Here is a 25241-nt window from a genome sequence, read left to right as displayed (position 1 = left end):
CACGCGAATGGATATCCAAATTATTGATGAAACCAAAGCGGTAGCAGTAGCCAACATCAAGCTCGTGACCGATATTTTAGAATATGCTGGGCAGCAATTAGATTTACCGGAGGATACAGAGATGTCAGTCACCTTTATGACTAATGCGCGTATTCGACAGATTAACAAGGAATATCGTGATACAGATCGTGCAACAGATGTTATTAGTTTTGCGATTGAAGAAGATCCTGAAGAAGAAGGGTTACCAGCTAATTTTGAGGAACTTTTTGATATTCCTAAAAATATCGGTGATTTATTCGTTTCATTAGAAAAAGCGGCTGAACAGGCTAAAACTTACGGGCATTCATTTGAACGTGAACTAGGCTACACAATGGTCCATGGTTTCTTACATCTGAATGGCTATGATCATATTCAAAGTGAAGACGAAGCCCAAATGATTCCATTACAGGAGAAGATCCTCGATGAATTTGGATTACAACGGTAAAAAACCGCAAACAAGTAAGAATAAATACTTTTGGCAGTCGTTACGCCATGCAATAGCGGGCTTATTTGCGGCTTTCAAAACCGAAGCCAACTTGCGCCGGGATATTTGGTTAGCATTAATCGTGGTCGGTTTAGGTATTTATTATCAGCTAACTTATTTAGAGTGGTTGGCAATTATTTTAGCCATTTTCATTGTTCTAATGGCTGAGTTTTGGAATACAGTGATTGAATATTTGGTTGATTTATTGGTCGATCATCAGTTTCATCCACTTGCCAAGCAAATTAAAGACATCAGCGCGGCTAGTGTATTAATCAGTGCTATTTTGGCACTATTAATTGGGATTATTGTCTTTGGACATGCTATATTTAATTAAAAGGGGACTATTATGTCAGAAACGTATCGTTCAGGTTTTGTCGCGATTGTTGGTCGACCTAACGTCGGTAAATCAACTTTTATGAATCGCATGATTGGCGAAAAAATCGCCATTATGTCATCAAAAGCACAAACCACACGTAATAAAATTCAAGGAATCTATACTGACGACAATGCACAAATTGTATTCGTTGATACGCCAGGAATTCACAAGCCACATAATGAATTAGATGAATATATGGATCAAGCAGCCCTTTCAACTTTTAATGAAGTTGATGCCATTTTATTTATGATTAGTGGGATTGATAAAAAAGGGCCTGGAGATCAGTACATCATGGATCAACTTAAAAATGTTAAAAAGCCTGTTTATTTAGTTGTTAACAAAATTGATGCAATTCATCCTGATAATTTATTGTCAGTTATTGAACAATATCGCCATGAATTAGATTTTAAAGCAGTTTATCCGATTTCGGCATTGGAGGGCAATAACGTCCCTGAAATGTTGCAAGAGCTAGAACAAACATTACCTGAAGGTCCGCAATATTATCCTGAAGATCAGTTAACCGATCATCCTGAATATTTTGTCGTGGGCGAATTAATTCGGGAAAAGATTCTCGAATTAACCCATGAAGAGGTGCCACACTCAGTGGCCGTTGTTGTGGAACGGATGAAAGACCGGGTTAATGATAAATTACAAATTGAAGCAAACATCATTGTGGAACGTGATGGCCAAAAACGCATTATTATTGGTCAAAAAGGTTCGGTTATCAAAGAGATTGGCATTCGCGCGCGGCGTGAAATTGAAGCATTATTAGGTGAAAAAATTAACTTAAAACTTTGGGTTAAAATTCAAAAAAATTGGCGCGATAGTAACCAATATCTGCGCGAGTTTGGATACAACAAGAAGAGATTGTAGGGATTTTAGATGGTGGAACATCGATTTGCAGATTTTAGTGGCCTAGTGATGTACCGAAAGAATTACAAAGAAAAAGACATGTTGGTCAAAATTTTAACTGACCGTTTTGGCAAGAAGATGTTCTATTTACGGGGGGCGAACAGGCCCAAATTTCGTTTAAGCGCAGCGATTTTACCATTTACCCGAGCTGAATACGGGGGCGATGTCCGCAGTGATGGGTTATCTTTTTTAAATAATGTTAAATCAGCGAGTCAGTTTCAAACGATTAGCAACGATTTATTTCTAAACGCCTATGCAACCTATATTTTTAGCCTAGTTGATGTTGGCTTTCCTGATAGTGAACCACTTGGTAGTTGGTATCAAAAAATTGAGCAAGCTATGGTGTTGATTGATGAGGGCTTTGATGCTGCGATGATTACACATATCATTGAAGTTCAGATGTTGCAGATCTTCGGAGTGCAGCCGCAATTGCAAGTTTGTACTGTTTGTGGCCGTTCAGATTTACCGTTTGACTTTTCAGAAAGCTATGGCGGTCTATTGTGTCAGCAACACTGGCATCTGGATCACAATCGATTTCATGCCAGTCAACGAGCGCTCTATTATTTACGGCTCTTTTCGGTTATCGATTTGTTTAAGATTCAGTCGGTTAACGTTAAGTCAGCGACGCAGATGGAACTTAAAACGATGATTGATCGGATTTATCAAGATACGGTGGGATTATCACTTAAGAGTAAACAATTTATCGATAAAATGTATCAGTTTGATAGTCAACTGCCACCTTTAAAAAAGATGTCGTCAGAAATTGACAACACACCAAAAGATGACTAGAATAGTAATTAACTTAATAGACGTTGAAGAAAAGGGTCCCTTAACACAGTCAAAACAGTGATTCTAGGTGGGTGAGAACTAGAACAAAGGTTAAGCGGATTGGCATTTCGGAGTCATACCAATGAAGCAGCAGCTCACTCTTTGAGCTGAAGTAGGGTGGAACCGCGAGTAATCGTCCCTATGTGACTTAACTGTCACATAGGCTTTTTTTATGCGTAAAATACGGAAAAGAGGAATAAAAATGGTTAAAAAATTGAATATTCAAGAAATGATTTTAACCTTACAGCGTTTTTGGTCTGATAAGGGCTGTATGTTAATGGAATCTTACGATACAGAAAAGGGCGCCGGCACAATGAGCCCTTATACGTTCTTACGCGCAATCGGACCAGAGCCTTGGAATGCGGCCTACGTAGAACCTTCCCGCCGGCCTGCTGATGGACGCTATGGTGAAAACCCCAACCGCCTATTTCAACATCATCAATTTCAAGTGGTCATGAAACCGGCCCCGTTAAATATTCAGGAGTTCTACCTAGATAGTTTACGTGCTTTGGGGATTGATCCTTTGGAACATGATATTCGGTTTGTAGAAGATAACTGGGAGAATCCGTCAATGGGGTGCGCCGGTGTTGGTTGGGAGGTTTGGTTAGATGGTATGGAAGTCACACAATTTACTTACTTCCAACAAGTTGGTGGACTACCATGTAAACCGGTCACTAGTGAAATCACATACGGTGTAGAACGCTTAGCTTCATATATTCAAGATGTTGATAACGTTTTTGATCTTGAATGGGGGAATGGTGTTTTATATGGTGATATTTTCAAAGAACCGGAATATGAGCATTCCAAATATGCTTTTGAAGACAGTAATCAAACCATGCTCCTACAATTCTTTGATGAATACGAAACAGAGGCGAAACGCTTAATTGATTTAGGTTTAGTGCATCCTGCATATGATTACGTTTTAAAATGTAGCCACACATTCAATCTCTTGGATGCCCATGGGGCCGTTTCGGTAACCGAACGGGCTGGCTACTTGTCACGGATTCGCCGGCTCGCACATTCGATTGCACAAGCCTTTGTCGCTGAACGAGAAAAACGGGGCTTCCCATTATTGAAACATGCTCAAGAAACAAAATCGGAGGTTGTTAACCATGACTAAACCATTTTTATTAGAAATTGGCTTGGAAGAAATACCTGCCCATGTTGTCATGCCAAGTATCCAACAATTGGAAAAACGGGTACGTGAATTTTTGGAAGCACAGCACCTGACATTCGGCCCAATCAAAACATATGCCACACCGCGGCGGTTAGCTTTATTAATTGAAGATTTGGCTGACAAACAGGCTGATATTCATACAGAAGCAAAAGGTCCTGCTAAAAAAATTGCACTCGACGCTGACGGTAATTGGAGCAAAGCTGCACAAGGCTTTGTTCGCGGTCAGGGCTTAACAACTGACGATATCACGTTTAAGGAATTAAAAGGCGTTGAATATGTCTATGTCAAAAAATCAATTATTGGCCAACCTGTTGAAACGATTTTACCTGAACTGAAACAGGTCATAATGGCTATGACATTCCCGACTCGAATGCACTGGGCAGATTATGATTTTGAATACATTCGACCGATTCACTGGATAGTTGCTTTATTAGATGACACAGTGATTGATTTTAGTATTCTGAATGTGACAACTGGTCGGATATCAGCAGGCCATCGATTCTTAGGACAAGCAGTCACTCTTGCTAAGGCAACTGACTATGAAGCGGCACTTAAAGATCAATTTGTGATTGCCGATGAAGCCAAACGACAGGCCTTAATACAAAACCAAATTGAGACAATGGCAACTAAAAATAATTGGCAAGTTGATTTAGATCCGAATTTATTGGAGGAAGTAACGAATTTAGTTGAATGGCCAACTGCTTTTTACGGTCAATTTGATGCTAAATACCTTGAAATTCCCGAAGAAGTCCTCATTACGTCAATGAAGGATAACCAACGTTATTTTTATGCCAGAAGTCAAACAGGTGATTTATTGCCGATCTTTATCGGTGTTCGTAACGGGAGTACGGACTTTATGGCCAATGTTATCGCCGGCAATGAAAAAGTCCTGACTGCTCGTTTAGAAGATGCTGATTTCTTCTACCATGAAGATCAAAAAGTATCGATTGAACAAAACGTCGCTAAATTAAAAGATGTTTCATTCCATGACAAAATTGGTAGCCTTGCTGAAAAAATGAACCGTGTCGGTTTAATTGCACAATTTCTGGGGCAAAAATTTGGCTTGTCGACAACAGAATTAGCTCAACTGCAACGTGCAAGTGATATCTATAAATTTGACCTAGTAACCGGAATGGTCGGCGAATTTGCTGAGTTGCAGGGTGTTATGGGCGAAAAATATGCTTTATTACAAGGAGAAAATCCGGCTGTTGCAACTGCTATTCGTGAACACTACCTCCCAATTAGTGCTGAAGGTGCCTTACCAACAACTAAAATCGGCGCCGTCTTAGCAATTGCCGATAAATTCGATAGCATAGCTGATTTCTTCGCTGTTGACATGATCCCAAGTGGATCAAATGATCCTTATGCATTACGGCGTCAAGCGTACGGAATTATCCGGATTCTTGAGGACCAAGCTTGGCATTTCCCAATTGACAACTATCTTGCTGCAATGAGTGAAATTGTTAAGCAGCAACCTAATTTCAAGCTAGATTGGACCGTTAATGCAACTGCCATTAGTGACTTCTTAATCGATCGGGTTCGTCAACGCTTCAATGGGATACGGCCTAAAATTCGTCGGGATATCGTGGAGACTGTTTTGAAAAACCAAAGTCAAGATCCAATAATTATGTTCGCAGCCGCAAAAGTTCTGTCAGCACATCAAGCTGATACAGACTTTAAAGCAACAATCGAAGCTGTGACACGAGTCTTACGATTAGCAGTAAAAGTCGACTTGACAGTATCTGAGTTAACCGTTGATCCGACATTATTCGAAAATGATGCTGAAAAAGCCCTGTACTCAGTCGTTGAAGACTTACGTCAGGCAACAACCACAAACACATTGGCTGATAATTATGCGGCATTGCAAACCCTCCGGCCGCTAATTGAAACTTATTTTGATGCGACAATGGTGATGGCTGAAAATCCAGTGATTCGCCAAAATCATTTGAATCAGCTCTTGATGATTGCACAAATCGCTAATAGTCTAGGCGATTTAAACGAATTAATTGTTAAATAAATCATTCAAAAGGAGTTCGTATCATGTTACAAATGAAACGGGCCTATGAAGCCGTTACTGCGTCAGACGGCTATCGAATTTTAGTCGATCGTATTTGGCCACGTGGTATTACTAAAGAACGGGGCGCAATTGAAAATTGGGCTAAAATGATTGCTCCAACTACTGCATTACGTAAGTGGTTTGACCATGATCCAGCGAAGTTTTCGACTTTTAAAGAAAAATATCTAGCTGAAATTGCTGACAATCCTGCTTGGCCAGAATTTGAATACTTAGTTGATCAACAGCTTGCAGTCACAAATGTTACCCTGGTATATGCCGCAAAAGACCCTCATTACAATCACGTCGCAGTGTTAATGGCCCTTTTAAAAAAGAACCTTGACAATCAATAAGCTAGTTTGCTATATTTATTTGCAACTATACTTAAATGGTGCTATGATATATAGTGTATTTTTGTGCTGATAATCCTTGAAAGTCGCATTTCTTTGTGAGGTGCGGCTTTTACAGTCTTTATTACAATTTGAAATGAAGCGTGAGGTGAGACCAATGGCGGGAAAGATTCCGAACGATGTGATTGATGATATTCGGGGCCAGACTAACATTGTTGATGTTGTTGGTCAGTATGTTCAGCTCAAAAAAAGTGGTAATAATTTGTTTGGTATTTGCCCATTTCACGATGAGAAGACCCCTTCATTTTCCGTTAGCGAAGAAAAACAGATTTTCCATTGTTTTTCTTGCGGACGGGGGGGAAATGTCTTTAAATTTTTAATGGAACTAGAACAGATTAATTTCCCAGAAGCAATTATTAAAGTCGCTGATTTTGTCGGGTACAACCTAGCAGAAACCTATCGACCGGCGCAAAACATGCAAGAATCCAGTGAAGTAACACAGTTTAAACAACTTTACCGCGAGGCTACTGAACTTTTTACGCATATTTTAATGAGTACCGAAGCAGGGCAACTGGCACTCGATTACTTGCATGAACGGGGATTAACAGATCAACTGATTGAAACGTTTAGGATTGGCTATTTACCCGATCAAGCTGATTTAATGTTAGCTTTTTTTCAAAGTAAGGAAGTGCCATATCAAACCCTACGTCAATCCGGGTTATTTATCGAGACTCAGACTGGAAAGTTACACGATCGATTTTCCGGGCGCATTATGTTTCCAATTCGCAACCCACAAGGGGAAGTAATTGCATTTTCTGGGCGGATTTTAACGAAACAACCAAATCAACCGAAATATTTGAACAGCCCTGAAACTATCATTTTTAATAAACGAAAAGTATTGTTCAACTACGATTTGGCAAAAGCCACGATCCATCAAGCACGTAAGGTTTACCTGTTTGAAGGATTTATGGATGTCATCGCGGCTTATTCTGCTGGTATCCAAAATGGCGTGGCCTCCATGGGAACAAGTTTGACAACCGAACAATTAGGCCTTTTGAGCCAACAAGCACAGGAACTAATTATCTGCTATGATGGTGATCGGCCTGGAATTGAAGCCATGAAGCGCGCGATCAGTCTATTACGTCAAAATACAGCACTCGAATTAAGTGTTGTGGTTTTACCGAGCGAAGCCGATCCGGATGAATATATCCGGCAATATGGGCCAGAACAATTAAAAACGACTCTTGAAAATGGGGCTGAGACCCCGGTGGCATTTGAACTGCGATATCTCAAACAAAGATTAAATTTAGATAATGAAAAAGATCAACTTGATTACGTACAACAGGCATTAGCTGTAGTTGCATCGCTTGAATCTCCTTTAGAAATCGAAATTTATCTTAAACAAATCGCAGCAGATAGTGGCATTACCTTGGATACTTTGAAGCGACAGTTACTAACAGTTCGCGTTAAGCACGCGACACAACAACCGTTAACTACAAGTCACCATACTTATGATCGACCACCGATTCCTGACGAGCCGAATGGACCACCGCGCATTCGTGGTAATTTCCAAATAACTGCGACTCGGCAACAACAACGTTTAACACGTGTAGAACATGCTGAACAAGAGGTACTACACATGCTAATGAATGATGACGATATGCGTTTACAGCTTGAAAATAATGCTGAATTTAGTTTTGTGCATACCCCTTACCAACTGATTTATGAGTTATGGCGGGCGTTTCTAGCTGAAGGGAAAACAACGCTAGCTGATTTCATGGGTTATATTCCCGATGACCTACAAGCGCTAGTTGTTCAGATCGATGCCCTCGATTTACCTGCAGAAGCAAGCCAAGCGGCACTGAATGATTGCTTGGTTGTGATTGCCCAAAATAACCTTGAAGAACAATTAAGAGAAGCGAAAATTGCCTTAAAAGAGGCGACCAAACTGGGGAATACAAGCGAAGAAACGCGCTTAACCCTGGAGGTCATCCGACTTGTTTCGCAAAAGAAATTAGGAAATTGATATTAGGAGGTTTCTGAATGGCTGATAATAAAAAAGCTGATACAAAGAAATTTGATACTGCGGTGAAGGCCTTGATTAAGGCGTATAAACCAAAAAAAGAAATCACCAATGATGAACTGGTTGCAAAAATCGTAAAACCATTTGCACTAAAAGCTGATGAAATTAACGACTTAATGCAAAAAGTGGAAGATCAAGGGATTGGGATTGTTGATAAAGATGGTAATCCTAGTGTTGCCACCCTTAAGAAGGAAAAAGTTTCTGCTAAAGAATTAAAAGATATGACGGCACCGACTGGGATTAAGATTAACGATCCAGTCCGGATGTACTTAAAGGAAATCGGGCGAGTTGCGCTTTTGAATGCCCAACAAGAAGTTGATTTAGCTTTAAAAATTGAACAAGGTGATCAAGAAGCTAAACAACGTCTTGCCGAGGCTAACTTACGATTGGTGGTTTCAATTGCTAAACGTTACGTTGGTCGTGGGATGCAATTTTTGGATTTAATCCAAGAGGGTAATATGGGCTTAATGAAAGCTGTTGAAAAATTTGATCACCGTAAAGGGTTTAAATTTTCAACATATGCCACTTGGTGGATTCGCCAAGCAATTACGCGTGCAATTGCTGATCAAGCCCGGACGATTCGGATTCCGGTTCATATGGTAGAAACAATCAACAAGTTAATCCGGATTCAACGTCAATTACTCCAAGATCTAGGTCGCGAACCAACGCCTGAAGAAATTGGGGCAGAGATGGACATGAACACTGACAAAGTACGCGAGATTTTGAAAATTGCTCAAGAACCTGTTTCGCTTGAAACGCCAATTGGTGAAGAGGACGACTCACACTTAGGCGACTTTATCGAAGACCAAGATGCAACTAGTCCTGAAGAACATGCTTCTTATGAATTGTTAAAAGAACAATTAGAAAGTGTTCTAGACACCTTAACCGACCGGGAAGAAAACGTCTTACGGTTACGTTTCGGCCTTGATGATGGTCGGACACGGACGTTAGAAGAAGTCGGCAAGGTCTTTGGTGTTACGCGTGAACGGATTCGTCAAATCGAAGCGAAAGCATTGCGGAAACTCCGCCACCCATCACGTTCAAAACAATTAAAAGACTTTTTAGAATAGTCAGCAAAAAGCAGCCCATTGGCTGTTTTTTTTAATTCAACTTCAAATAATTTATCTTATGTAAACTAAAATATTATCTGATTAACGGCCAGTTGTTTTAATGCTACGAAGAACACTTAGAATTTGGTATACTAACAGTAATAATCAAAGTATCTAGAATGGAGTTTTATGTTTGTCACCAATTCATTTATCGAAGCGTTTAGCTGCGGTTGCGCAGTTTGTCCCACAAGATAGTATCATTGCCGATATCGGTTCAGATCATGCTTATTTGCCTATCTGGTTGACCGAACAGAACCGATTAAAAGGCGCCATTGCTGGTGAAGTGGTTGCCGGTCCGTTTGAGTCAACACAGACTCACGTTAATCAATGGCACTTGGACCAACAGATTCAAGTCCGCTTAGGCGATGGGGTCGAGGTGTTAGATCCTACAAAAGACCACGTCGATTGCATTGTGATTGCAGGGATGGGTGGTTTATTGATCACTGAAATTCTAACTCGCGGTCTTGATCATCTAAACGGCCATGAACGACTCGTGTTACAACCAAATATCATGGAAAGTACTGTCCGTGTGTGGTTGAATGAACATGACTATGCAATCGTTGATGAAGCAATTGTCGCTGAAGACGGACATATCTATGAAGTGATTGTCGGTGAACCAGGAGCGTCGGTGGCACCATTAAGTGAAAGTGATCATGTGTTTGGACCCGTTCTACGCCAAACGCAACCTAATGACTTTCAATTGAAATGGGGGACAATGTTGAAAAAACGCCGTCATTTATTGCAACAATTACAAAATGCACAAGTCGTACCCATCGATAAAGTCAAAGCAGTTGAACATGAAATTGCATTAATCGAGGAGATGAAGACATGGGAAAATTAGTCGCGAGTGACCTAATTGCTGCGATTGAAGACTATGCACCATTGGCATTAAAAGAAGGCAATGACCCCACCGGTTTTCAGATCGGCCGTCGAGATAAAAGCGTTGAACGCGTGTTGGTGACCCTTGATGTCCGACCAGAAACCGTTCAAGAAGCGATTGAACAGAATGTCGACTTCATTTTTGCACATCATCCAGTGATGTTTCGCCCAGCGCAAAATCTCGATCTTAGTGATCCGCAAAACCAGATGTACGCTGATTTATTGACGCATGACATCACGGTGTATGCCGCCCATACGAATTTGGATAAGACTAACGGCGGTATGAATGATTGGTTAGCCGAAGCTTTACAGCTAAACGATGTGCAACCGTTTAACATCACGGACTACCAACCATTGATAAAATTAGTGGTCTTTGTCCCTGAGTCACATGCTGAACAAATGCGGATAGCATTGAACCAAGCAGGCGCTGGGCATATTGGCGATTATCAAGCCTGCAGTTTTAGTACGACCGGAACTGGCCGTTTTCAACCGACTGAAGCGGCAAATCCTTATAGTGGCCAAGCAGGTAAATTAGAAGCCGTCACCGAAGTCAAAATTGAAGTTATGTTGCCAGCGGTTATGCAAGCCCAAGTTATCCAAGCGATGCTTGCGGCCCATCCTTATGAAGAACCTGTTTATGCTGTGATTCCATTAGCTAATCAACAACAACCGATTGGTATCGGACGCATCGGTCAAGTCGCTCAATCAATGACAGTCCGGGACTATGCACAATTTGTCTGCGAAACATTTGATTTAACAGGTCTGCGCTTAATTTCAAATGACCCAGATAAAATGGTCCAGACAGTCGCCGTTGTCGGTGGCGATGGGGGTAAATTCTTCCCAGCCGCCGTACAAGCTGGTGCAGATGTCTATATTACTGGTGATGTTTATTATCATACCGGTCATGATATGCTAGCAGCTGGCTTGTCGGTAATTGATCCTGGTCATCATGTCGAAAGCATCGTGAAGGATAAGATGACACAAGTTTTTGAAAAGTGGGCTAAACAGCGTGGCTGGTCGGCTACATTTATTAAATCGCAGCAAAAAACTGATCCGTTTACATTTATTTTTAATGCGAAGTAAGTTAGAATAGAATTAAGGTTAAATAATATCTAGGAGGCTACACCATGGCTAAATATGAAAAATTGATTCCTCGTTTTCTAGAATATGTCACAACGGAAACCCGTTCTGACGAAAACGCAACAACGAGCCCATCAACCCAAACGCAAGTTGTATTTTTACACAAATTGATGGACGACTTGAAGGAAATCGGATTAAGTGACGTGAAATACAACGAAAGTAATGGCTATGTAACAGCGCTATTACCAAGTAATATTGATAAAAAAGTGCCAACTATGGGCTTTTTATCACACGTTGATACTGCCGACTTCAATGCCAAAGGTGTCAAGCCACAAATCGTCGAAAACTACGATGGCAAATCAATTATTAAATTAGATGAAGCGGGTAAATTCGTATTAGATCCTCAAGAATTCCCAAATATGAAAAATTATAAAGGCCAAACTTTGATTACCACTGATGGTTCAACATTATTAGGGTCAGATGATAAGTCTGGGGTGGCAGAAATTATGACGGCCATGGATTTCTTAGTTCAACATCCTGAAATCAAACATGGCGATATCAAGATTGGATTTGGTCCTGATGAAGAAATCGGGACTGGTGCTGATCACTTTGATGCCAAGGATTTCGCAACTGATTTTGCTTACACAATGGATGGCGGTCCAATCGGTCAACTTGAATATGAAACATTCAACGCTGCTGCAATGAAAGTCGATATTCAAGGTAAGAATGTGCATCCTAGTGAAGCTAAAGATATCATGATTAATGCACTCCAGGTGGCTGTTGACTTCCAAAACGCTTTACCAAGCGACGAAGTACCTGAAAAGACAGACGGTCGTCAAGGGTTCTATCACTTATTAAGTCTTGAAGGGACAGTTGATGAAGCACACATGGCTTACATCATCCGGGACTTCGAACGTGATGGTTTAGAAGAACGAAAGGCATTTGCTGCTAAAGTCGCTGATCAAATGAATGCTAAATATGGTAAAGGCCGCGTTGTCGCAACCATCAAAGATCAATACTACAACATGGCAGAAATCTTAAAAGACCACATGGACGTTGTTGATCTTGCCAAAGACGCAATGGAAGCCGTTGATATTAAACCATTAATCGAACCAGTCCGTGGTGGGACAGATGGTTCGAAGATCTCATTCATGGGGATTCCAACCCCTAACATCTTTGCTGGTGCTGAAAACATGCACGGACGCTACGAATTTGTTTCAATCGAAACAATGGAAAAGGCCGTTGATACAATGCTCAAGATGAATGATTTAAACGTTGAACGAAACTAATATAAATTGAAAAGCCCCGTACAAATACAATTTGTACGGGGCTTTTTTTACGTGTGTTTAATTTTGATGCATTGTCAACAAGCCTTTGAGTTGTTCAATTGGTAATTGGCCGGATGCACTGGGGTGTTCAAGGTAACCAAAACTCACGGCTGAACCGAATTGACCACCAAAAATGCGAGAGGCTAAGCCAAATTCAGACATCGCCATCGTGATCAGTGGGGTTGTATGATTGTGTGTAAAAGACTGGGTAAGCGCCATTAACCGAGTAGTGTCATCATTACTTTGAGCGGTAGTTGCCAGTTTTAATATATCTGGGTGCGTCGCATGCATTGCTGCAAGTTGTTTTTGAAGTGTTAGATTATCAGGTGTTTTCTTTAAATCATGATGGCTTAGTAACACCTGATAGCCATTCGCACGTGCAAGCGCACTGACGGCTTTTCTAACTGCCTCAGGTAAAGACCACTCGATATCAACTACGTCGCCGATTTGTGCCGATAATAATGGCGTATAGCGGTCTAAATAAACGGCTGGATCAGCAAGGCCGCCATCATGCGTGGTTCTAAGCGTTAAAATAACCGGTTGCGGGGCGGCGACAATTTGGTGAGCAGCGGTTAATAAAGTCGCTGGTGTTTGCCAATAATCTAAACGCCATTCCAAAATATCAATCGCAGCTTGTTTTTGCTCAACGAGTGCCATTTCACGCACACAATCGTCTAGGTTATGCGGCATTAAGGAAACGGCCGTTTGGGTCTGGCCAGTGCCAAATTGGAAAGACATAAAAAAACTCGCTTTCTAATCAAAATTGATTAATATTTTTAAACTAATATTATTTATTTTAAGAGAAAAAATAGACAAACGCAACCTACTATTATTGTGAGAAACGTATAAAGATGCTAAATTAAATTAGTAATTTTTACACCAATCATTTTAAACTAGTCGTTATTCGGGTATGATAGCTTTAGAGGAAAATATCATGATATCAGGTCATACCGCTCTTTACGGCTTAGTTGCGCATCCAGTACACCATAGCTTATCACCAACAATTCATAATTTGGGCTTTAAACAACATCAGATTGATGCACGCTACCTAGCTTTTGATAGTCAAGCACCAGCTCAAGAAGTTGCACAAGCACTGCGGGCGTTAAATGTTGCCGGCGTTAATCTTTCGACGCCTTACAAACAAGCACTCTTACCATTCATGGACCAATTAACACCAACTGCTCACTTATCTGGGGCCATTAATACGGTCATTTTACATTCCGGTCAACTGATCGGGACTAATACCGATGGGGATGGTTTTTGGCGTGCTCTGCAAAAAGCTCATCCAAAACAGATATGGCAAGAAATCGTCGTTTTAGGTGCTGGTGGGGCTGCGTTAGCAGTAATTGAGGCTGCTGCACGCTATGGTGTCCAACAAGTACATGTCTTTAAACGTCAAAATCCAACTTATCCAACTGTTGCCCACCGTTTAAGGCAACTAGCAACCCAACATCAGATCACAATCACGTTGCAGCCTTACGTAGATTTAGAGTTGCTTTCAAAAAAACTGGCACGCGCTGACTGCTTAATTAATGCGACGAGCCTTGGTATGGCAGCGTCGCCTGGGTTACCAATCGCAAAGCGATTTATTCAGCAAACACCAACGACTTGTTTAGTTGTCGATTTAATTTATGCGCCTGACCAAACGGCATTTTTACAACTAGCTAACCAAAGTGGGCACATAACGCAAAATGGCTTAGGGATGTTAATTGAACAAGCTGCCTTAAGTTTTGAATTCTGGACAGGGCAGGTACTTCAGACTGAGCCTATCTATCAGACTTTAACCAGTATTGAGTGTCCAGATTGAAACGTTGTTTTTAACAATACCAACTACCATTAATTAAGTAAGTATCGCTAGCTAATTTTAAAAATAACTGGAAACCAACCCGTAGATACTTTACAATATAACTAACTTTAAAAAAACTATTTAACTGAAGTATAATGCAGAATAGTTGTAAAACGGCAGATATATTTGAAATAGAACCATAGGGGTTGATTAACTAGATGCAACTGATTTTAATCGGGTTTATGGGGTCTGGTAAAACGACCATTGCCCGCAAAATTGCACATCATTTTCATTGCGACTGGGTTGATTTAGACCGTTATATCATGCAGGAACAACAAATGACCATTAATGAGATCTTTGCTGAAAAAGGGCAGGCTGCATTTCGACAAATGGAATTTGAAGCTTTACAAGTATTAATTCAAAACGACGGGGTGATTGCAACCGGCGGTGGTGTGGTGGACGATGCTCAGACACGTTATTTAATTAAACAGAGTCATATCCCGATTTTTTTCCTAAATGGGAGTTATGAAGCCCACTGGCGCCGCGTTTCTCGTAATGATCGACGCCCACTGGTGAATCAACTCGGACACGATGGCTTGCGCGAGCTATATTATGAACGACGCCCCAAATATTATCGACTTGCGAATTACACTATTTTTTTTCAACATAAGACACCGAACATGATGTTAGCGGAAATTGATGTGCAATTACCACGAATTCAAAAAAAACTGGCCAATAAAAATTAGCCAGTTTTTTTATTTTCAAAGCAGATTATTCGCTTTTTAAATTCACTACCCCTTATGATATAGATAAGATAAGGAGGGTGAATAATGACTTTTAAATTACCAGTATTACCCTATGATTATGTAGCACTTGAGCCGTATATTGATTCTGAAACGCTGCACCTGCATCATGATAAACATCATAAGGCTTACGTTACTAAATTAAATGCAGCCCTAACGGATCATCCTGATTTAGCCGGTAAGTCACTTCACGACTTATTAATTCATCTCGATGATTTACCAGAAAACCTGCAAACGCCAATTCGAAATAACGGCGGTGGTCACGCAAATCATAGCTTTTTCTGGCGAATCTTAACGTCAAAGGCTCCTGAAGCACCAACGGGTGAGTTACTCGCGCGCATTGAATTGCGGTTTGGACAATTCAACACATTCCAAACAGAATTTACTGAAGCCGCTCTAAGCATATTTGGTTCAGGATGGGCTTGGTTAGTCATCAATCAAAACGATGAACTACAAATTATGACTACCTCAAATCAAGACTCGCCATTGATGAGTCGCAATCGTCCATTGATTGGTCTGGACGTTTGGGAACACGCTTATTATTTGAAATACCAAAATAATCGTATTGATTATATTGAAAATTTTTGGAAAATTATTAATTGGCCAGTTGTGGCAGAGTTACTTTAAAGCGTAATGGTTCTTGGTGTTCCCACTTGGTGGTTATTATTTTTAAATTGAATAAAACAGGTCCCCGACAAAAGTAATTTTTTGTCGGGGACCTGTTTTATAAGCACGGTGACTTTATAAATTATGATCCGTGGTAAAGTTAAGTGGTGAAAGGTTTGCACTATCCGTAATGAGTTTTGCGCTGAGGCGTTCCATTTCGTGTTGAGCAAGTTGGGCGGCTTTAGCAGACCCCTTGGTCATCAACATTGTCCGTTGGTGCGTATCAGTCTCAGCTGCAATTGCTTGATCAGTTGTAACAATGTTTTGGACCATTAAGCTGTTGATGTGCTTTTGGGTTTGCTCTAAGTCTTTGGCAAATTTAGCATAATGGGCATCCACTAAGATCCCAGCCAATTTATACGTCCAGTAGATGGAATCTTTTGAGTAATCCTTTGTCCCTTTTTGGTAATTAACTGGGACATCGTCGGCCCCCGCATAAAATGGGACGTAGACACTTTGCGCCGTGACCCCCATTGATAACCAATGAATGCCACTAACATCAACTGGTAAGTTGGGTCGCATTTGTAGAATATGCGATTCTTGCGTTTTTGCTAAACTAATTGGTCGGAAAGCATGTTTTTCTTCTGGTGTCCCATGACCAATTGGATCATAGACGGTTCCTTCATAGTGTGAGCCTAGAATCTGTGCGATATCTTCAACTTGAATGGGCGCATCCGCTTGGCGTAAGAAGGGCAGGTTAAAGTCTTGGGGTTGTTGTTTAACCGAAGGCGTCAATATTTTTTGTCCGTACCAAACGCGCGGTGTGTTGTAGACGAGATCGCTTTGATCTTGTGTCCCAAAGATGTTGCGGAAGTTAAACGGGGTGTCAGCTTGCCATAAGTGATTATCACGGGCAAAGTCTTGAATCCCGGCGGAAGTCATGAACCAATCAGGTTGATCAAATTGAACTTCTTGAATGGCCAGTTGGTTGGCCACGACAGCATAACTGTCATCAGGAATTCGTTGCGCGACCCAGTGATGACCACTCCCAATTTCTAAGTACCAAACTTCATCAGTGTCCGAAAAGAGAATCCCATTACTTTCAGTTGTTCCATATTTGCTAACGATGGCACCAAGTCGTGCAACACCTTCACGTGCAGTTTTCACGTAAGGTAACACAACTGTCACCATCGCTTCTTCAGCAATCCCATTTTCGATATAAGGATCAAAACCTAGAACGCGGCTATTGCTGTATGCACTTTCGGTGGCACTCATGGCGACACCGTATTCGTTAATGCCATCTTCTTCGAATATGCCATATTCATCAGTCCATTCAGGCGTGGCTGTGTATTTAGCGGCTTCAAGTGGTAAATCGATCGTAAAACCCGTGTCTTTTGAGACAAAGTGGGGCGCAGTCGATAATTTTTGATGGGGATGGATGGTTAAATGTTTAGGCCAAGCTGCTTGGCTATCTTCGTTGCGTGCAATTAAAGTTGAACCGTCCGCTGTGGCTTTTTTACCAACTAAAACGCTGGTACAGGCCGTCAATTGACGGTAAAGGGGATCGCTCATTATAATGCCTCCATATATAAATTAATATTAGCTATTATTATACCTTTTTTTAATTAAAAACACAGTAATTACCGTTGCTCAATTGCTTTAAAACAGGCATAATATAAGTATTCAATTAAAGGAGGCCCACCACATGCCATTAGTACACATCGATTTAATTGCTGGCCGTAGCCAAGCACAATTAAAACAACTCTGTGCAGACGTTACAGAAGCAATCACCAAAAATACAGGCGCACCTGCAGAACACGTGCACGTTGTCTTAAACGAAATGCAACCAGACCGCTACTCAGTAGGCGGCGTTCTAAAAAGCGACGAAAAATAGCGTGTGTTCGCCTGCTACAATCAAAAAGCACATTTAATCCAACGAAAAAGCGATTCGACACGTTTAGTCGAATCGCTTTTTGATTAATCCATTTTAAAATATTGGCGCAGGTAATTGGCGACGCCATCCTGAGCATTGGTCAGTGGTGTGATGTCGTCTGCAATCGCTTTGATCGGTGCAATTGCATTTTGCATCGCAACGCCAGTGCCAGCGTACGCCAACATTTCTAAATCATTGCTTTCATCACCAAACGCAATGATGTCAGATTGATCAATATCGTAATGTGCCGCTAATTTGGCGAGCCCAGTTGTTTTATGAATACCGCGATGGACAATTTCTAAAACACTAGCTGGACCGCCCCAAGTATTAACGGAAACATCAGGGAACTCACGCAGTATTTCAGCGCGAAGAGCATTTTGATCAGCACGTTCGACAAAAACCGTCACAGCAGCCGGCTCTTGTTTCAGCGACGCCTGGGTTAAGATTTCATCAGATTTTAAAGTAGTCGGAAAAAAAGATAAAGAATTAGCATAAGCTTGGTCAGCGAGAAACATTGTTTTACCTTCCGCTGCAATCATCTGAATTTTGAAGCGTTCTTTTAATTGAAAGAGCTGAAAAACAATGGCTTTATTAATTGTGTATTGATATTCACCGGCCCAGGTTTGACCAGGAATATGCATCAGTGCGCCGTTAAAATTGACCATTGGGGATGTCAGTCTTAATTGTTGATAGATCGACTCACTTAAGCGATTGGGGCGCCCGGTCACGATGCTAACAATATGACCAGCGTTTTGTAACTCGGTTAACGTTCGTTGGGTTTTAAGAGTAATTTGCGCATCCGGATTGAGGGTAGTTCCATCTAAATCCAGTGCGATTAATTTTTGATGCATAGCGACACCTCCTTTTAAAATCATGTTGCGTCAACACGATATTTTTTTATTCTAGGGGTTGCATGTCTAATTGTCAATGAGTGCCAGTTGTAACTGTTTGGTTGAACCAGTATAATAGAATTATCAAAACGACCAGGGGGCAGTGTATATGGTAGACCAACCGCAAGATGACGCAGTAATTGAAGATTTAAAAGAACGCATTTTAGCCGGACTGGAGAGCGTGATTGATCCTGAACTGGGGATTGATATTGTTAATCTCGGCTTAGTTTACGGTTTAAACCTCGATGAAAACGGCTTATGTACGATTGACATGACACTTACCACGATGGGCTGCCCACTAACTGACGTTTTAACAGATTCAATCCATCAAGCAATGGGGAAGGTTCCAGAAGTCAATGCAGTGAAGGTGAACCTAGTCTGGTACCCGGCTTGGGATACTAGTAAAATGTCTCGTTATGCACGTATTGCTTTAGGAATTCGTTAAACGGCTAACCTTCTCATACCAATTGGCGAGAAGGTTTTTCTAAGCATTTAAGTGAAACTTAATCTAGAAACGGAAACCATTATGATACAGTTAAGCTATCCCGAAAAATTACGCGAGAGTTATCTTTTTTTTGCATCCGTCCCGGCAATTCAAGTCCAGATTCAAGCTGTTTTGACCAGTTTAGCGCAGCTTGAGCAAGGTCGGTTGCCGATACACAATTTACCCATTTTAGGTATTGATACAGCCTTATATTTAGAAACATTATTACAAGCTGAACAAGGCGCTTTTAGCACTGTTCATCCCGCCCAAATGCAACATCAACTGCAGTTAATCGATCACTTACTCCGCAACTACCGTGAATACTTAGAAAATCACTTCGGCATGTGGGCCTATATTACCACCGATTTAACCGCAGCCTTTGTCCGTGAATTTCCCAAGTGGCGTTTTTTAGAAGTGATGGCGGGCAACGGTTATTTGAGTGCTGGATTAAGACAAGCCGGAGCATCCGTTATTTGCACTGACAATTTGGCGTGGACTGCCGAGAATGAAACTGGCCGCCAATTGGTCACGCCAATCATAACCCTTGATGCTAAACAAGCGGTCCAACAATATGCTACACAAGTTGATGCAATTCTAATGTCTTGGTCACCCAATGGGATCCCGATTGATTATGTACTACTGCAACAACTCCGCGAAATGGAACATGCCCCAGCTTTATTCTGTTTAGGTGAACGATTTGGCGCCACCAATAGTCATGCTTTTTGGCGGGCAGCGCGATATCACAATGATGCGCGCTTATCGCGCATTAACCGCCATTTACGGCCGTTTGATTTAATGCGGGATCGTTTTTACTGGATTCAATAGTCTGCTTTAAAGGAGGGCTCATCGTGCGCCTGAAAAAATTTTTATTAGATTGTTTATTAGTTGGCGTAACTGTTCTAGGCATGTTGATGATTAGTCAACGTGCCAAGGCTAATTATAGTCAACGGTTAAATCACAATAGTTTGTCAGAAAACGCCGTGATTTTTAACTCCCACAGTCGCCAATCACTGCAAAAAACGATTCAACGGATCGATGTCGCTCAATTGAATCACTTTCAAATTCAATTCAACGTCAATTCACGTTTTTCGTATATCTATGCGAAAGGGAAGTTATCGAGTGTCCCTTTAAAAGATGGGCGTTTCTTCTCAAGCTATGATTTTAAGTCACAGATTCCAGTCGTCGTTGCCGGTCAATCACGCCTTGATGAGCTCTATAAGCCAGCAAGTCAAACGTACTATCAAGACCACGGCCGTTATTTGTCAGTGATCGGTGTGGTTGGCACGAATCAGGCGACCTCGCTTGATCAACATATCTTTGTATCCACCTCACCGAAATTCGTATTGAACAACCGGCCACTCAATAAGGTGACCATTTTAGTCGACGATCCACAGATAAACGCTCATTTAAAAATATATCAAAAGATTTTTAAAACAGCTCAACACCATTTTTTAACGCCAAAAACAACGCCCTTAATTGGGGTCAATTGGGTTACTCAAAATGCTTGGGTGATTATTGTGATAATTCTCCTCATACTTGGGGCGGTTTACTTAACCTATTTATTTAGCCAAGTGGTAAATGGGTATCATACTCAAAAAGGACTCGGTGTAGGATTATACCGTAAATTTCGTACAGCACAAACCCAAATTTTTAGTTTACACCTAGTTGTCAGTTCTATGATTGGTTTTGCAATCGGCAGTTGGTTTTTCTACTTAATTGGTCGAACTGCAATTTTCTGCGGAATAGTAGGGGTTGACGTCGTGTTAATCAGTCTTTTTTATTATTTACTTCCTAAAAACCGACGAGCAGCACGAACACTCAAAAAAATATGATTAATTAGCAATCATCTAATAATTGTAAAAAAGGCAAATAAAGCCCGGTAGAAAGGTTGCTTTCTACCGGGCTTTTTGTTGTTTAAAATGTTAAATGCCGTTCATCCAAATAGTGACGCAGTTCCGGCGAAAAGATAATCGGTGCGTTCTGTAAGGCTTGAATGTCACGGGCGCCAAGCATTGCCATAATTGCTTGAATCTGTGCCTGCCAAGTGAGCAGATTTTCAGCCATTTGCGTTGGTCCTTCTTTTAAGACCATATGCAAGAATTGACCCGAAATTCCAACGGCACTGGCACCAAGTCGTAGTGCCTTTACGATATCAAGGGGGTTACGAATACCACCTGAAGCAAGAATATTAACCTCACCTTGGAAAGCACGCGATTCAAAAAGAGATTCAACAGTTGATTGACCCCAATCAGCTAAGTAATCATATGCTTTATCATGCCGGCGTTCATTTTCAATTGTGACGAAATTAGTGCCTCCACGTCCAGAAATATCGATAAACTGGACGCCAATTTGTTTTAACTGAGCAATTGTGTCAGCACTCATCCCAAAGCCAACTTCTTTTACAATGACAGGCACACCAATTTTAGCAACAATCGCCGCAATTTTATCTAACCAGTAAAAATCTTGGTCGCCTTCTGGCATAACAATTTCTTGCGGGGTATTAACATGGATTTCTAAAGCGTTTGCTTGCGTCATTGCAACAGCTGTCTTTGCTACGGTTAAATCGTTCCCAGCGCCAATATTAGCAAGTACAAACCCGTTTGGATTAAATTCACGAATAACACTAAAGGTATCCGCTAAAGAAGGATCTTTAATCGCAACGGATTGTGAGCCAGTCGCCATTGGTAAATTAGCAATCTGGGCCACTTGAGCCAATTGAGCGTTAATTTGCTTAGTTTGCTGACTACCACCTGTCATTCCATTAATGTAAAAGGGACTTGCCCAACTAGTCTCAGCAAAATTAGTACTGATATCAACTTCCGAAACATCAATCTCTGGTAAACTTTGATGAATAAATCGTACGCCATCAAAATCATTAGTAGCAGTATCATGGCGGAACTTTTCCGCTAAAAAGACATGTTCATCTTTCCGATGTGATTGAATGGATTGTTTGGCTCTGACCATAGCTAGACTCCTAATCTACGAGGTGAACTGCAAGGTTCAATCGTTCAATTTGATTAGCCCGCCATTTTTCAAAGAGGGCTTGGGTTTCAATACTTCGATCAATAATCACAATCCCACAATCACCGCCGCCAGCGCCAGATGTTTTGGCGGCACCACCAATCGCTTCAGCTAAGGCACCCATTTTTTGCAGGCTAGGGGTTTCAATGGCGACATGGCTAAATTGCGCGAGATTTTGTAAAATTGCCCGATTATGACGTAATTCAGTTTGGATTTGCTGCAAATCAGTATGCCGGAAGCCTTCAATCATTGCTTCTAAGCATGCCTTGCTAGCAGATAGAAAAGCCTGATAGTCATCTTGCCGTTCTTTTTTCGCTAAAGCAATTTTATCAACTAAATGGGAGGTAGACGCTGGCGAACCCGTCCAGCCAATTAAGAGTGATAATTCAACTGGCGGGGTTAATAATTCAATGGCAAGACTCGGCCATGGCATATCAAGTAACTCAGTCAGACTAACCGTGGGCCGAACAGCAGTAAGCCATTGCTTATCAAACGAGCGGTAAGCCACCCAGCCGCCAAAAACGCTTGCCGCGATATCGCCTAAAGAGCCATTGCCTTGCACATCTAAATGTGCGATTGCCGCGAGTTTATAAAGTTGATTATTTGACAGTGACAATTCATAAAAGGCACATAGCGCCTTGACTGTTGCAACGGTGACCGCTGCCGAACTGCCTAAACCGTATTTTTTACCATCGGCGGAATCTAAATCACTATTAACGCGCAAGTGATAGACGCGCAGTGTTTTGCCCGCTTGGCGAGCATATTGTTCGGTTAATTTAATTGCCGATAAAATATAATGGAAGGGATTATCACGATTATCAAAAACCATCTCATCACCTTGGCGTTGCCAATAGAGGGAATTTTCTTGATATTGTTTGGAGACAATACTACCATATTCGTGACTTTCTTCAATTGTGACCGTCACAAATTGATTTAAAGCCACAATAATAGCCGGAAAACCAGTTTCTACTACTGCGTATTCACCAGCAATATACAGCTTCCCGGGCGCTTTAGCCGTTATCAAACCATCAGAACCTTTCACGTTTAACTTAAATTTGTATTATCGATAACTGACACCGGGTCCCGATTGAGCAACAAGGAGTTGTTCAGGACTGAAATAGGGCGCAAGCGCCGCTAAAATCTGGGGTGTTTCTCGGCTGGTACAGATGACCTTCACGTTAGGACCAGCATCCATAGTATAATAGCAAGAAACACCCTGTTGGCGCAAGGTCTGGACAACTTTAATTGCTTGGAGTGTTTCCGGTTCAAAATAAGTGAAAGGCGGTACGGCACTAAGGGTTGTTGCGTGCATTTGCATCGCACTTTGCTCTGCTAATCGACCAACTAAATTTATATCTTTCTTAACGATTGCTGCTTTCATCTCAGGAATCATCGCTTGTGCTGTTTTAACCCAAGCAGAAAAGTAAGGCGATGTTGCGACCGTATTGGCCATGCCAGTTCGACTAGTAATCGATTTGGGGCGATCGTTAAGGACAATGGCGATCATCTGAATATCCCAATCAACGAATTCTTGTACCGGGATAGCGTATGAATCTATATCGTTAGTGCCCCGTTGCCACTCGACAAACCCCCCGTAAATTGATCGTGTTGCTGAACCAGAGCCGCGACGGGCTAATCTCGAGAGATCGCGCTTATTCAAGGTAAGACCGGCTGCTCGAGCGCCTGCAGCTGCTAATGCTGCATAGCCAGAAGCAGAAGAAGCTAATCCCGCCGCATTAGGGACATGATTCATGGTTTCAACCGCCGCGAAAAGGGGCAAGTGTGCTCGTTGTCGAATTAAATCGAGAAACTGACTCATCTGCTTAGCAGTTTTTGCATCGGCTGGTTGGTGATTAAACATAATTTGATCAGCAGTTAAGTCAGTTGAAAAGTGGACCGTCGTATCAGTATAAAAATGATCTAAAGTCATTGAAAGACTACTGTTATACGGAATAATTAAGGTCGGATTTTGTTTACCCCAATATTTCACCAGCGCGATATTTGTATGCGCTCTGGCAGTGACTGATTGTCCCATAATGATTACTCCTAATAAGCCTAATTTTTAAAAATCATGTAGTGGTTGAATCCAAGTTTTAATCGCACCCGCTGCTAATAAAGCTTGTGCTAACTCATTTGCAGCAGTTTGTGAGGCCGCTAGCGCAATAATACACCCACCACGACCGCCACCAGTTAACTTCGATCCCAAACTCCCGTTTTGATTAGCGACAGTAATTAATCGATCAAGCTGTGAATTGCTAACATTTAAAGCCTGTAAGTCAAGTTGGGCATGGTTCAAATTAGCACCCAATGCTGTTAATTTATTTTGTGCGATATTTTGTGCGACTTGCTGTGTAAGTTGGCCCAAATGTTCAATTAACGGTTGCGTTTTTTCAGGATTAGACATCATTTGATTCTGGACACTATTAACTGCTGCCCCTGTTTGGCCTTTTTGACCACTATCGGCAATCACTAGATAGCCCTGTAAGTTGATGGGCAGTGGTTGCAGTGGTTGCCCCTTCACAAACCATAACGGGGTCGTCGCTCCAGCTGTTGCAGCATCAACGCCGCTTGGATTCCCGTGAATTAAATTCTCAGAGAGCGCCGCTAATTTTAATAGCTCTTGTTGACTGAGTTCTTGATGATAAGTCGCAAAAAAAGCCCGAATAATGGCAATTGCAGTGGCTGCTGAAGAACCCATCCCACGCTCGGGGGGTAAATCACTATCAATCTGTAATTCAAAGGCGGTCTGATCTGAATCTAACTTCTGCCACAATTGTTCAATTAATCGCCGAATCCCTTGCATCTGTCCAACAGCCCGTGTCAATGCTCCATTATAATAGGCACTCTTAATCTGTGGTGTATGCAGTGCCGGATTGGGTGTCACGGTTACCTTCACTTGTACCGCAAACACAGGCAGCGCAATCGCTGGTTGTCCGTAAACAACAGCGTGTTCCCCAATTAAAATAATTTTAGCATGACTTTGGCCAACACCAGTCTGCATACAATCACCCTTAATCTCT

26 protein-coding genes are annotated in these 25241 nt (G+C 41.5%); 19 read left to right on the top strand and 7 right to left on the bottom strand.

Annotated elements, in window-relative coordinates; translation table 11 throughout:
• Nucleotides 1–7 precede the first annotated feature (7 nt).
• From ybeY to pepT, 12 genes are all read left to right on the top strand, one after another.
• Nucleotides 8–484, top strand: a complete 477-nt coding sequence (gene ybeY, locus FC90_RS05420) for an rRNA maturation RNase YbeY (RefSeq protein ID WP_057908255.1) — start codon at nt 8–10, stop codon at nt 482–484.
• Nucleotides 462–857, top strand: coding sequence for a diacylglycerol kinase family protein (locus FC90_RS05415; protein ID WP_057908254.1), 396 nt, complete (start codon nt 462–464; stop codon nt 855–857). The genes ybeY and FC90_RS05415 overlap by 23 nt, the downstream gene beginning before the upstream one ends.
• Before the next feature lie 12 nt (nt 858–869).
• Nucleotides 870–1772: a GTPase Era gene (gene era / locus FC90_RS05410; protein ID WP_057908253.1), complete on the top strand. Its 903-nt coding sequence runs from the start codon at nt 870–872 to the stop codon at nt 1770–1772.
• Nucleotides 1773–1781: 9 nt separating this feature from the next.
• Entirely contained in the window at nt 1782–2600 is an 819-nt protein-coding gene (gene recO / locus FC90_RS05405; RefSeq protein WP_057908252.1) for a DNA repair protein RecO, read from the top strand.
• A gap of 241 nt (nt 2601–2841) precedes the next feature.
• The gene (gene glyQ / locus FC90_RS05400; RefSeq protein ID WP_057908251.1) at nt 2842–3759 is read left to right on the top strand and encodes a glycine--tRNA ligase subunit alpha; all 918 of its coding nucleotides are present in this window, start codon (nt 2842–2844) and stop codon (nt 3757–3759) included.
• Complete coding sequence (glyS, locus tag FC90_RS05395; RefSeq protein WP_057908250.1) at nt 3752–5833, top strand: glycine--tRNA ligase subunit beta; 2082 nt, start codon at nt 3752–3754, stop codon at nt 5831–5833. Before glyQ ends, glyS begins: the two co-directional genes overlap by 8 nt.
• A 23-nt stretch (nt 5834–5856) precedes the next feature.
• Nucleotides 5857–6222, top strand: a complete 366-nt coding sequence (locus FC90_RS05390; protein WP_057908249.1) for a DUF488 domain-containing protein — start codon at nt 5857–5859, stop codon at nt 6220–6222.
• A gap of 154 nt (nt 6223–6376) precedes the next feature.
• Nucleotides 6377–8245, top strand: a complete 1869-nt coding sequence (gene dnaG / locus FC90_RS05385; protein ID WP_057908248.1) for a DNA primase — start codon at nt 6377–6379, stop codon at nt 8243–8245.
• 17 nt (nt 8246–8262) lie between these two features.
• A complete protein-coding gene (rpoD, locus tag FC90_RS05380) occupies nt 8263–9372 on the top strand; it encodes an RNA polymerase sigma factor RpoD (protein WP_057908247.1) in 1110 nt (369 codons plus the stop codon).
• Between the two features lie 172 nt (nt 9373–9544).
• Nucleotides 9545–10252 carry a tRNA (adenine(22)-N(1))-methyltransferase gene (locus tag FC90_RS05375; protein ID WP_057908246.1) on the top strand — a complete coding sequence of 236 codons (708 nt, stop codon included), beginning with the start codon at nt 9545–9547 and terminating at the stop codon, nt 10250–10252.
• Nucleotides 10240–11373 carry a Nif3-like dinuclear metal center hexameric protein gene (locus FC90_RS05370; protein ID WP_057908245.1) on the top strand — a complete coding sequence of 378 codons (1134 nt, stop codon included), beginning with the start codon at nt 10240–10242 and terminating at the stop codon, nt 11371–11373. The genes FC90_RS05375 and FC90_RS05370 overlap by 13 nt, the downstream gene beginning before the upstream one ends.
• Nucleotides 11374–11417: 44 nt before the next feature.
• On the top strand, nt 11418–12659 hold the full coding sequence (gene pepT, locus FC90_RS05365; protein ID WP_057908244.1) for a peptidase T: 1242 nt from the start codon (nt 11418–11420) through the stop codon (nt 12657–12659).
• Between the two features lie 57 nt (nt 12660–12716).
• On the opposite strand, the gene aroD is transcribed toward pepT, so the two are convergent.
• Nucleotides 12717–13436 (bottom strand): type I 3-dehydroquinate dehydratase, encoded by a 720-nt coding sequence (gene aroD, locus FC90_RS05360; RefSeq protein ID WP_057908243.1) that lies wholly within the window; start codon nt 13434–13436, stop codon nt 12717–12719.
• Nucleotides 13437–13632: 196 nt separating this feature from the next.
• Here aroD and aroE point away from each other — a divergent pair, with 196 nt between their 5' ends.
• The 3 genes from aroE to FC90_RS05345 all read left to right on the top strand — a co-directional run bounded on the left by aroE (nt 13633) and on the right by FC90_RS05345 (nt 15914).
• Nucleotides 13633–14505: a shikimate dehydrogenase gene (gene aroE, locus FC90_RS05355; protein WP_057908242.1), complete on the top strand. Its 873-nt coding sequence runs from the start codon at nt 13633–13635 to the stop codon at nt 14503–14505.
• 197 nt (nt 14506–14702) lie between these two features.
• Entirely contained in the window at nt 14703–15230 is a 528-nt protein-coding gene (locus FC90_RS05350; RefSeq protein WP_057908241.1) for a shikimate kinase, read from the top strand.
• Between the two features lie 84 nt (nt 15231–15314).
• The gene (locus FC90_RS05345) at nt 15315–15914 is read left to right on the top strand and encodes a superoxide dismutase (RefSeq protein ID WP_057908240.1); all 600 of its coding nucleotides are present in this window, start codon (nt 15315–15317) and stop codon (nt 15912–15914) included.
• A 114-nt stretch (nt 15915–16028) separates the two neighbouring features.
• Here the strand turns inward: FC90_RS05345 and FC90_RS05340 are convergent, their stop codons facing one another.
• Complete coding sequence (locus tag FC90_RS05340; RefSeq protein WP_057908239.1) at nt 16029–17465, bottom strand: C69 family dipeptidase; 1437 nt, start codon at nt 17463–17465, stop codon at nt 16029–16031.
• Between the two features lie 109 nt (nt 17466–17574).
• On the opposite strand from FC90_RS05340, the gene FC90_RS05335 reads away from it, so the two are divergent.
• Nucleotides 17575–17787 carry a 2-hydroxymuconate tautomerase gene (locus FC90_RS05335; RefSeq protein ID WP_319016963.1) on the top strand — a complete coding sequence of 71 codons (213 nt, stop codon included), beginning with the start codon at nt 17575–17577 and terminating at the stop codon, nt 17785–17787.
• 83 nt (nt 17788–17870) lie between these two features.
• Here FC90_RS05335 and FC90_RS05330 read toward each other — a convergent pair whose 3' ends face one another.
• A complete protein-coding gene (locus FC90_RS05330; RefSeq protein WP_057908238.1) occupies nt 17871–18677 on the bottom strand; it encodes a Cof-type HAD-IIB family hydrolase in 807 nt (268 codons plus the stop codon).
• A 148-nt stretch (nt 18678–18825) separates the two neighbouring features.
• On the opposite strand from FC90_RS05330, the gene FC90_RS05325 reads away from it, so the two are divergent.
• From FC90_RS05325 to FC90_RS05315, 3 genes are all read left to right on the top strand, one after another.
• Entirely contained in the window at nt 18826–19161 is a 336-nt protein-coding gene (locus FC90_RS05325; protein ID WP_057908237.1) for a metal-sulfur cluster assembly factor, read from the top strand.
• An 81-nt stretch (nt 19162–19242) separates the two neighbouring features.
• Nucleotides 19243–20025, top strand: coding sequence for a hypothetical protein (locus tag FC90_RS05320; RefSeq protein WP_057908464.1), 783 nt, complete (start codon nt 19243–19245; stop codon nt 20023–20025).
• Nucleotides 20026–20048: 23 nt separating this feature from the next.
• Nucleotides 20049–21032 carry a hypothetical protein gene (locus FC90_RS05315; protein ID WP_057908236.1) on the top strand — a complete coding sequence of 328 codons (984 nt, stop codon included), beginning with the start codon at nt 20049–20051 and terminating at the stop codon, nt 21030–21032.
• Between the two features lie 82 nt (nt 21033–21114).
• On the opposite strand, the gene fni is transcribed toward FC90_RS05315, so the two are convergent.
• Genes fni through mvk form a run of 4 tightly spaced genes read right to left on the bottom strand, consistent with a single transcriptional unit; the run spans nt 21115 to nt 25222 of the window.
• Nucleotides 21115–22164 carry a type 2 isopentenyl-diphosphate Delta-isomerase gene (fni, locus tag FC90_RS05310; protein WP_057908235.1) on the bottom strand — a complete coding sequence of 350 codons (1050 nt, stop codon included), beginning with the start codon at nt 22162–22164 and terminating at the stop codon, nt 21115–21117.
• Nucleotides 22165–22174: 10 nt separating this feature from the next.
• Nucleotides 22175–23245, bottom strand: a complete 1071-nt coding sequence (locus FC90_RS05305) for a phosphomevalonate kinase (protein ID WP_057908463.1) — start codon at nt 23243–23245, stop codon at nt 22175–22177.
• Nucleotides 23246–23281: 36 nt separating this feature from the next.
• Nucleotides 23282–24256: a diphosphomevalonate decarboxylase gene (gene mvaD / locus FC90_RS05300; protein WP_057908234.1), complete on the bottom strand. Its 975-nt coding sequence runs from the start codon at nt 24254–24256 to the stop codon at nt 23282–23284.
• Nucleotides 24257–24283: 27 nt separating this feature from the next.
• A complete protein-coding gene (mvk, locus tag FC90_RS05295) occupies nt 24284–25222 on the bottom strand; it encodes a mevalonate kinase (protein ID WP_057908233.1) in 939 nt (312 codons plus the stop codon).
• Between the last annotated feature and the right edge of the window lie 19 nt (nt 25223–25241).

It is taken from the genome of Latilactobacillus graminis DSM 20719 (genome assembly GCF_001436415.1).
GTDB classification, from domain to species: Bacteria; Bacillota; Bacilli; order Lactobacillales; family Lactobacillaceae; genus Latilactobacillus; species Latilactobacillus graminis.
The sequence above is the reverse complement of the archived record's forward strand: the minus strand, read 5'-3'. Positions and strand labels throughout refer to the sequence as shown.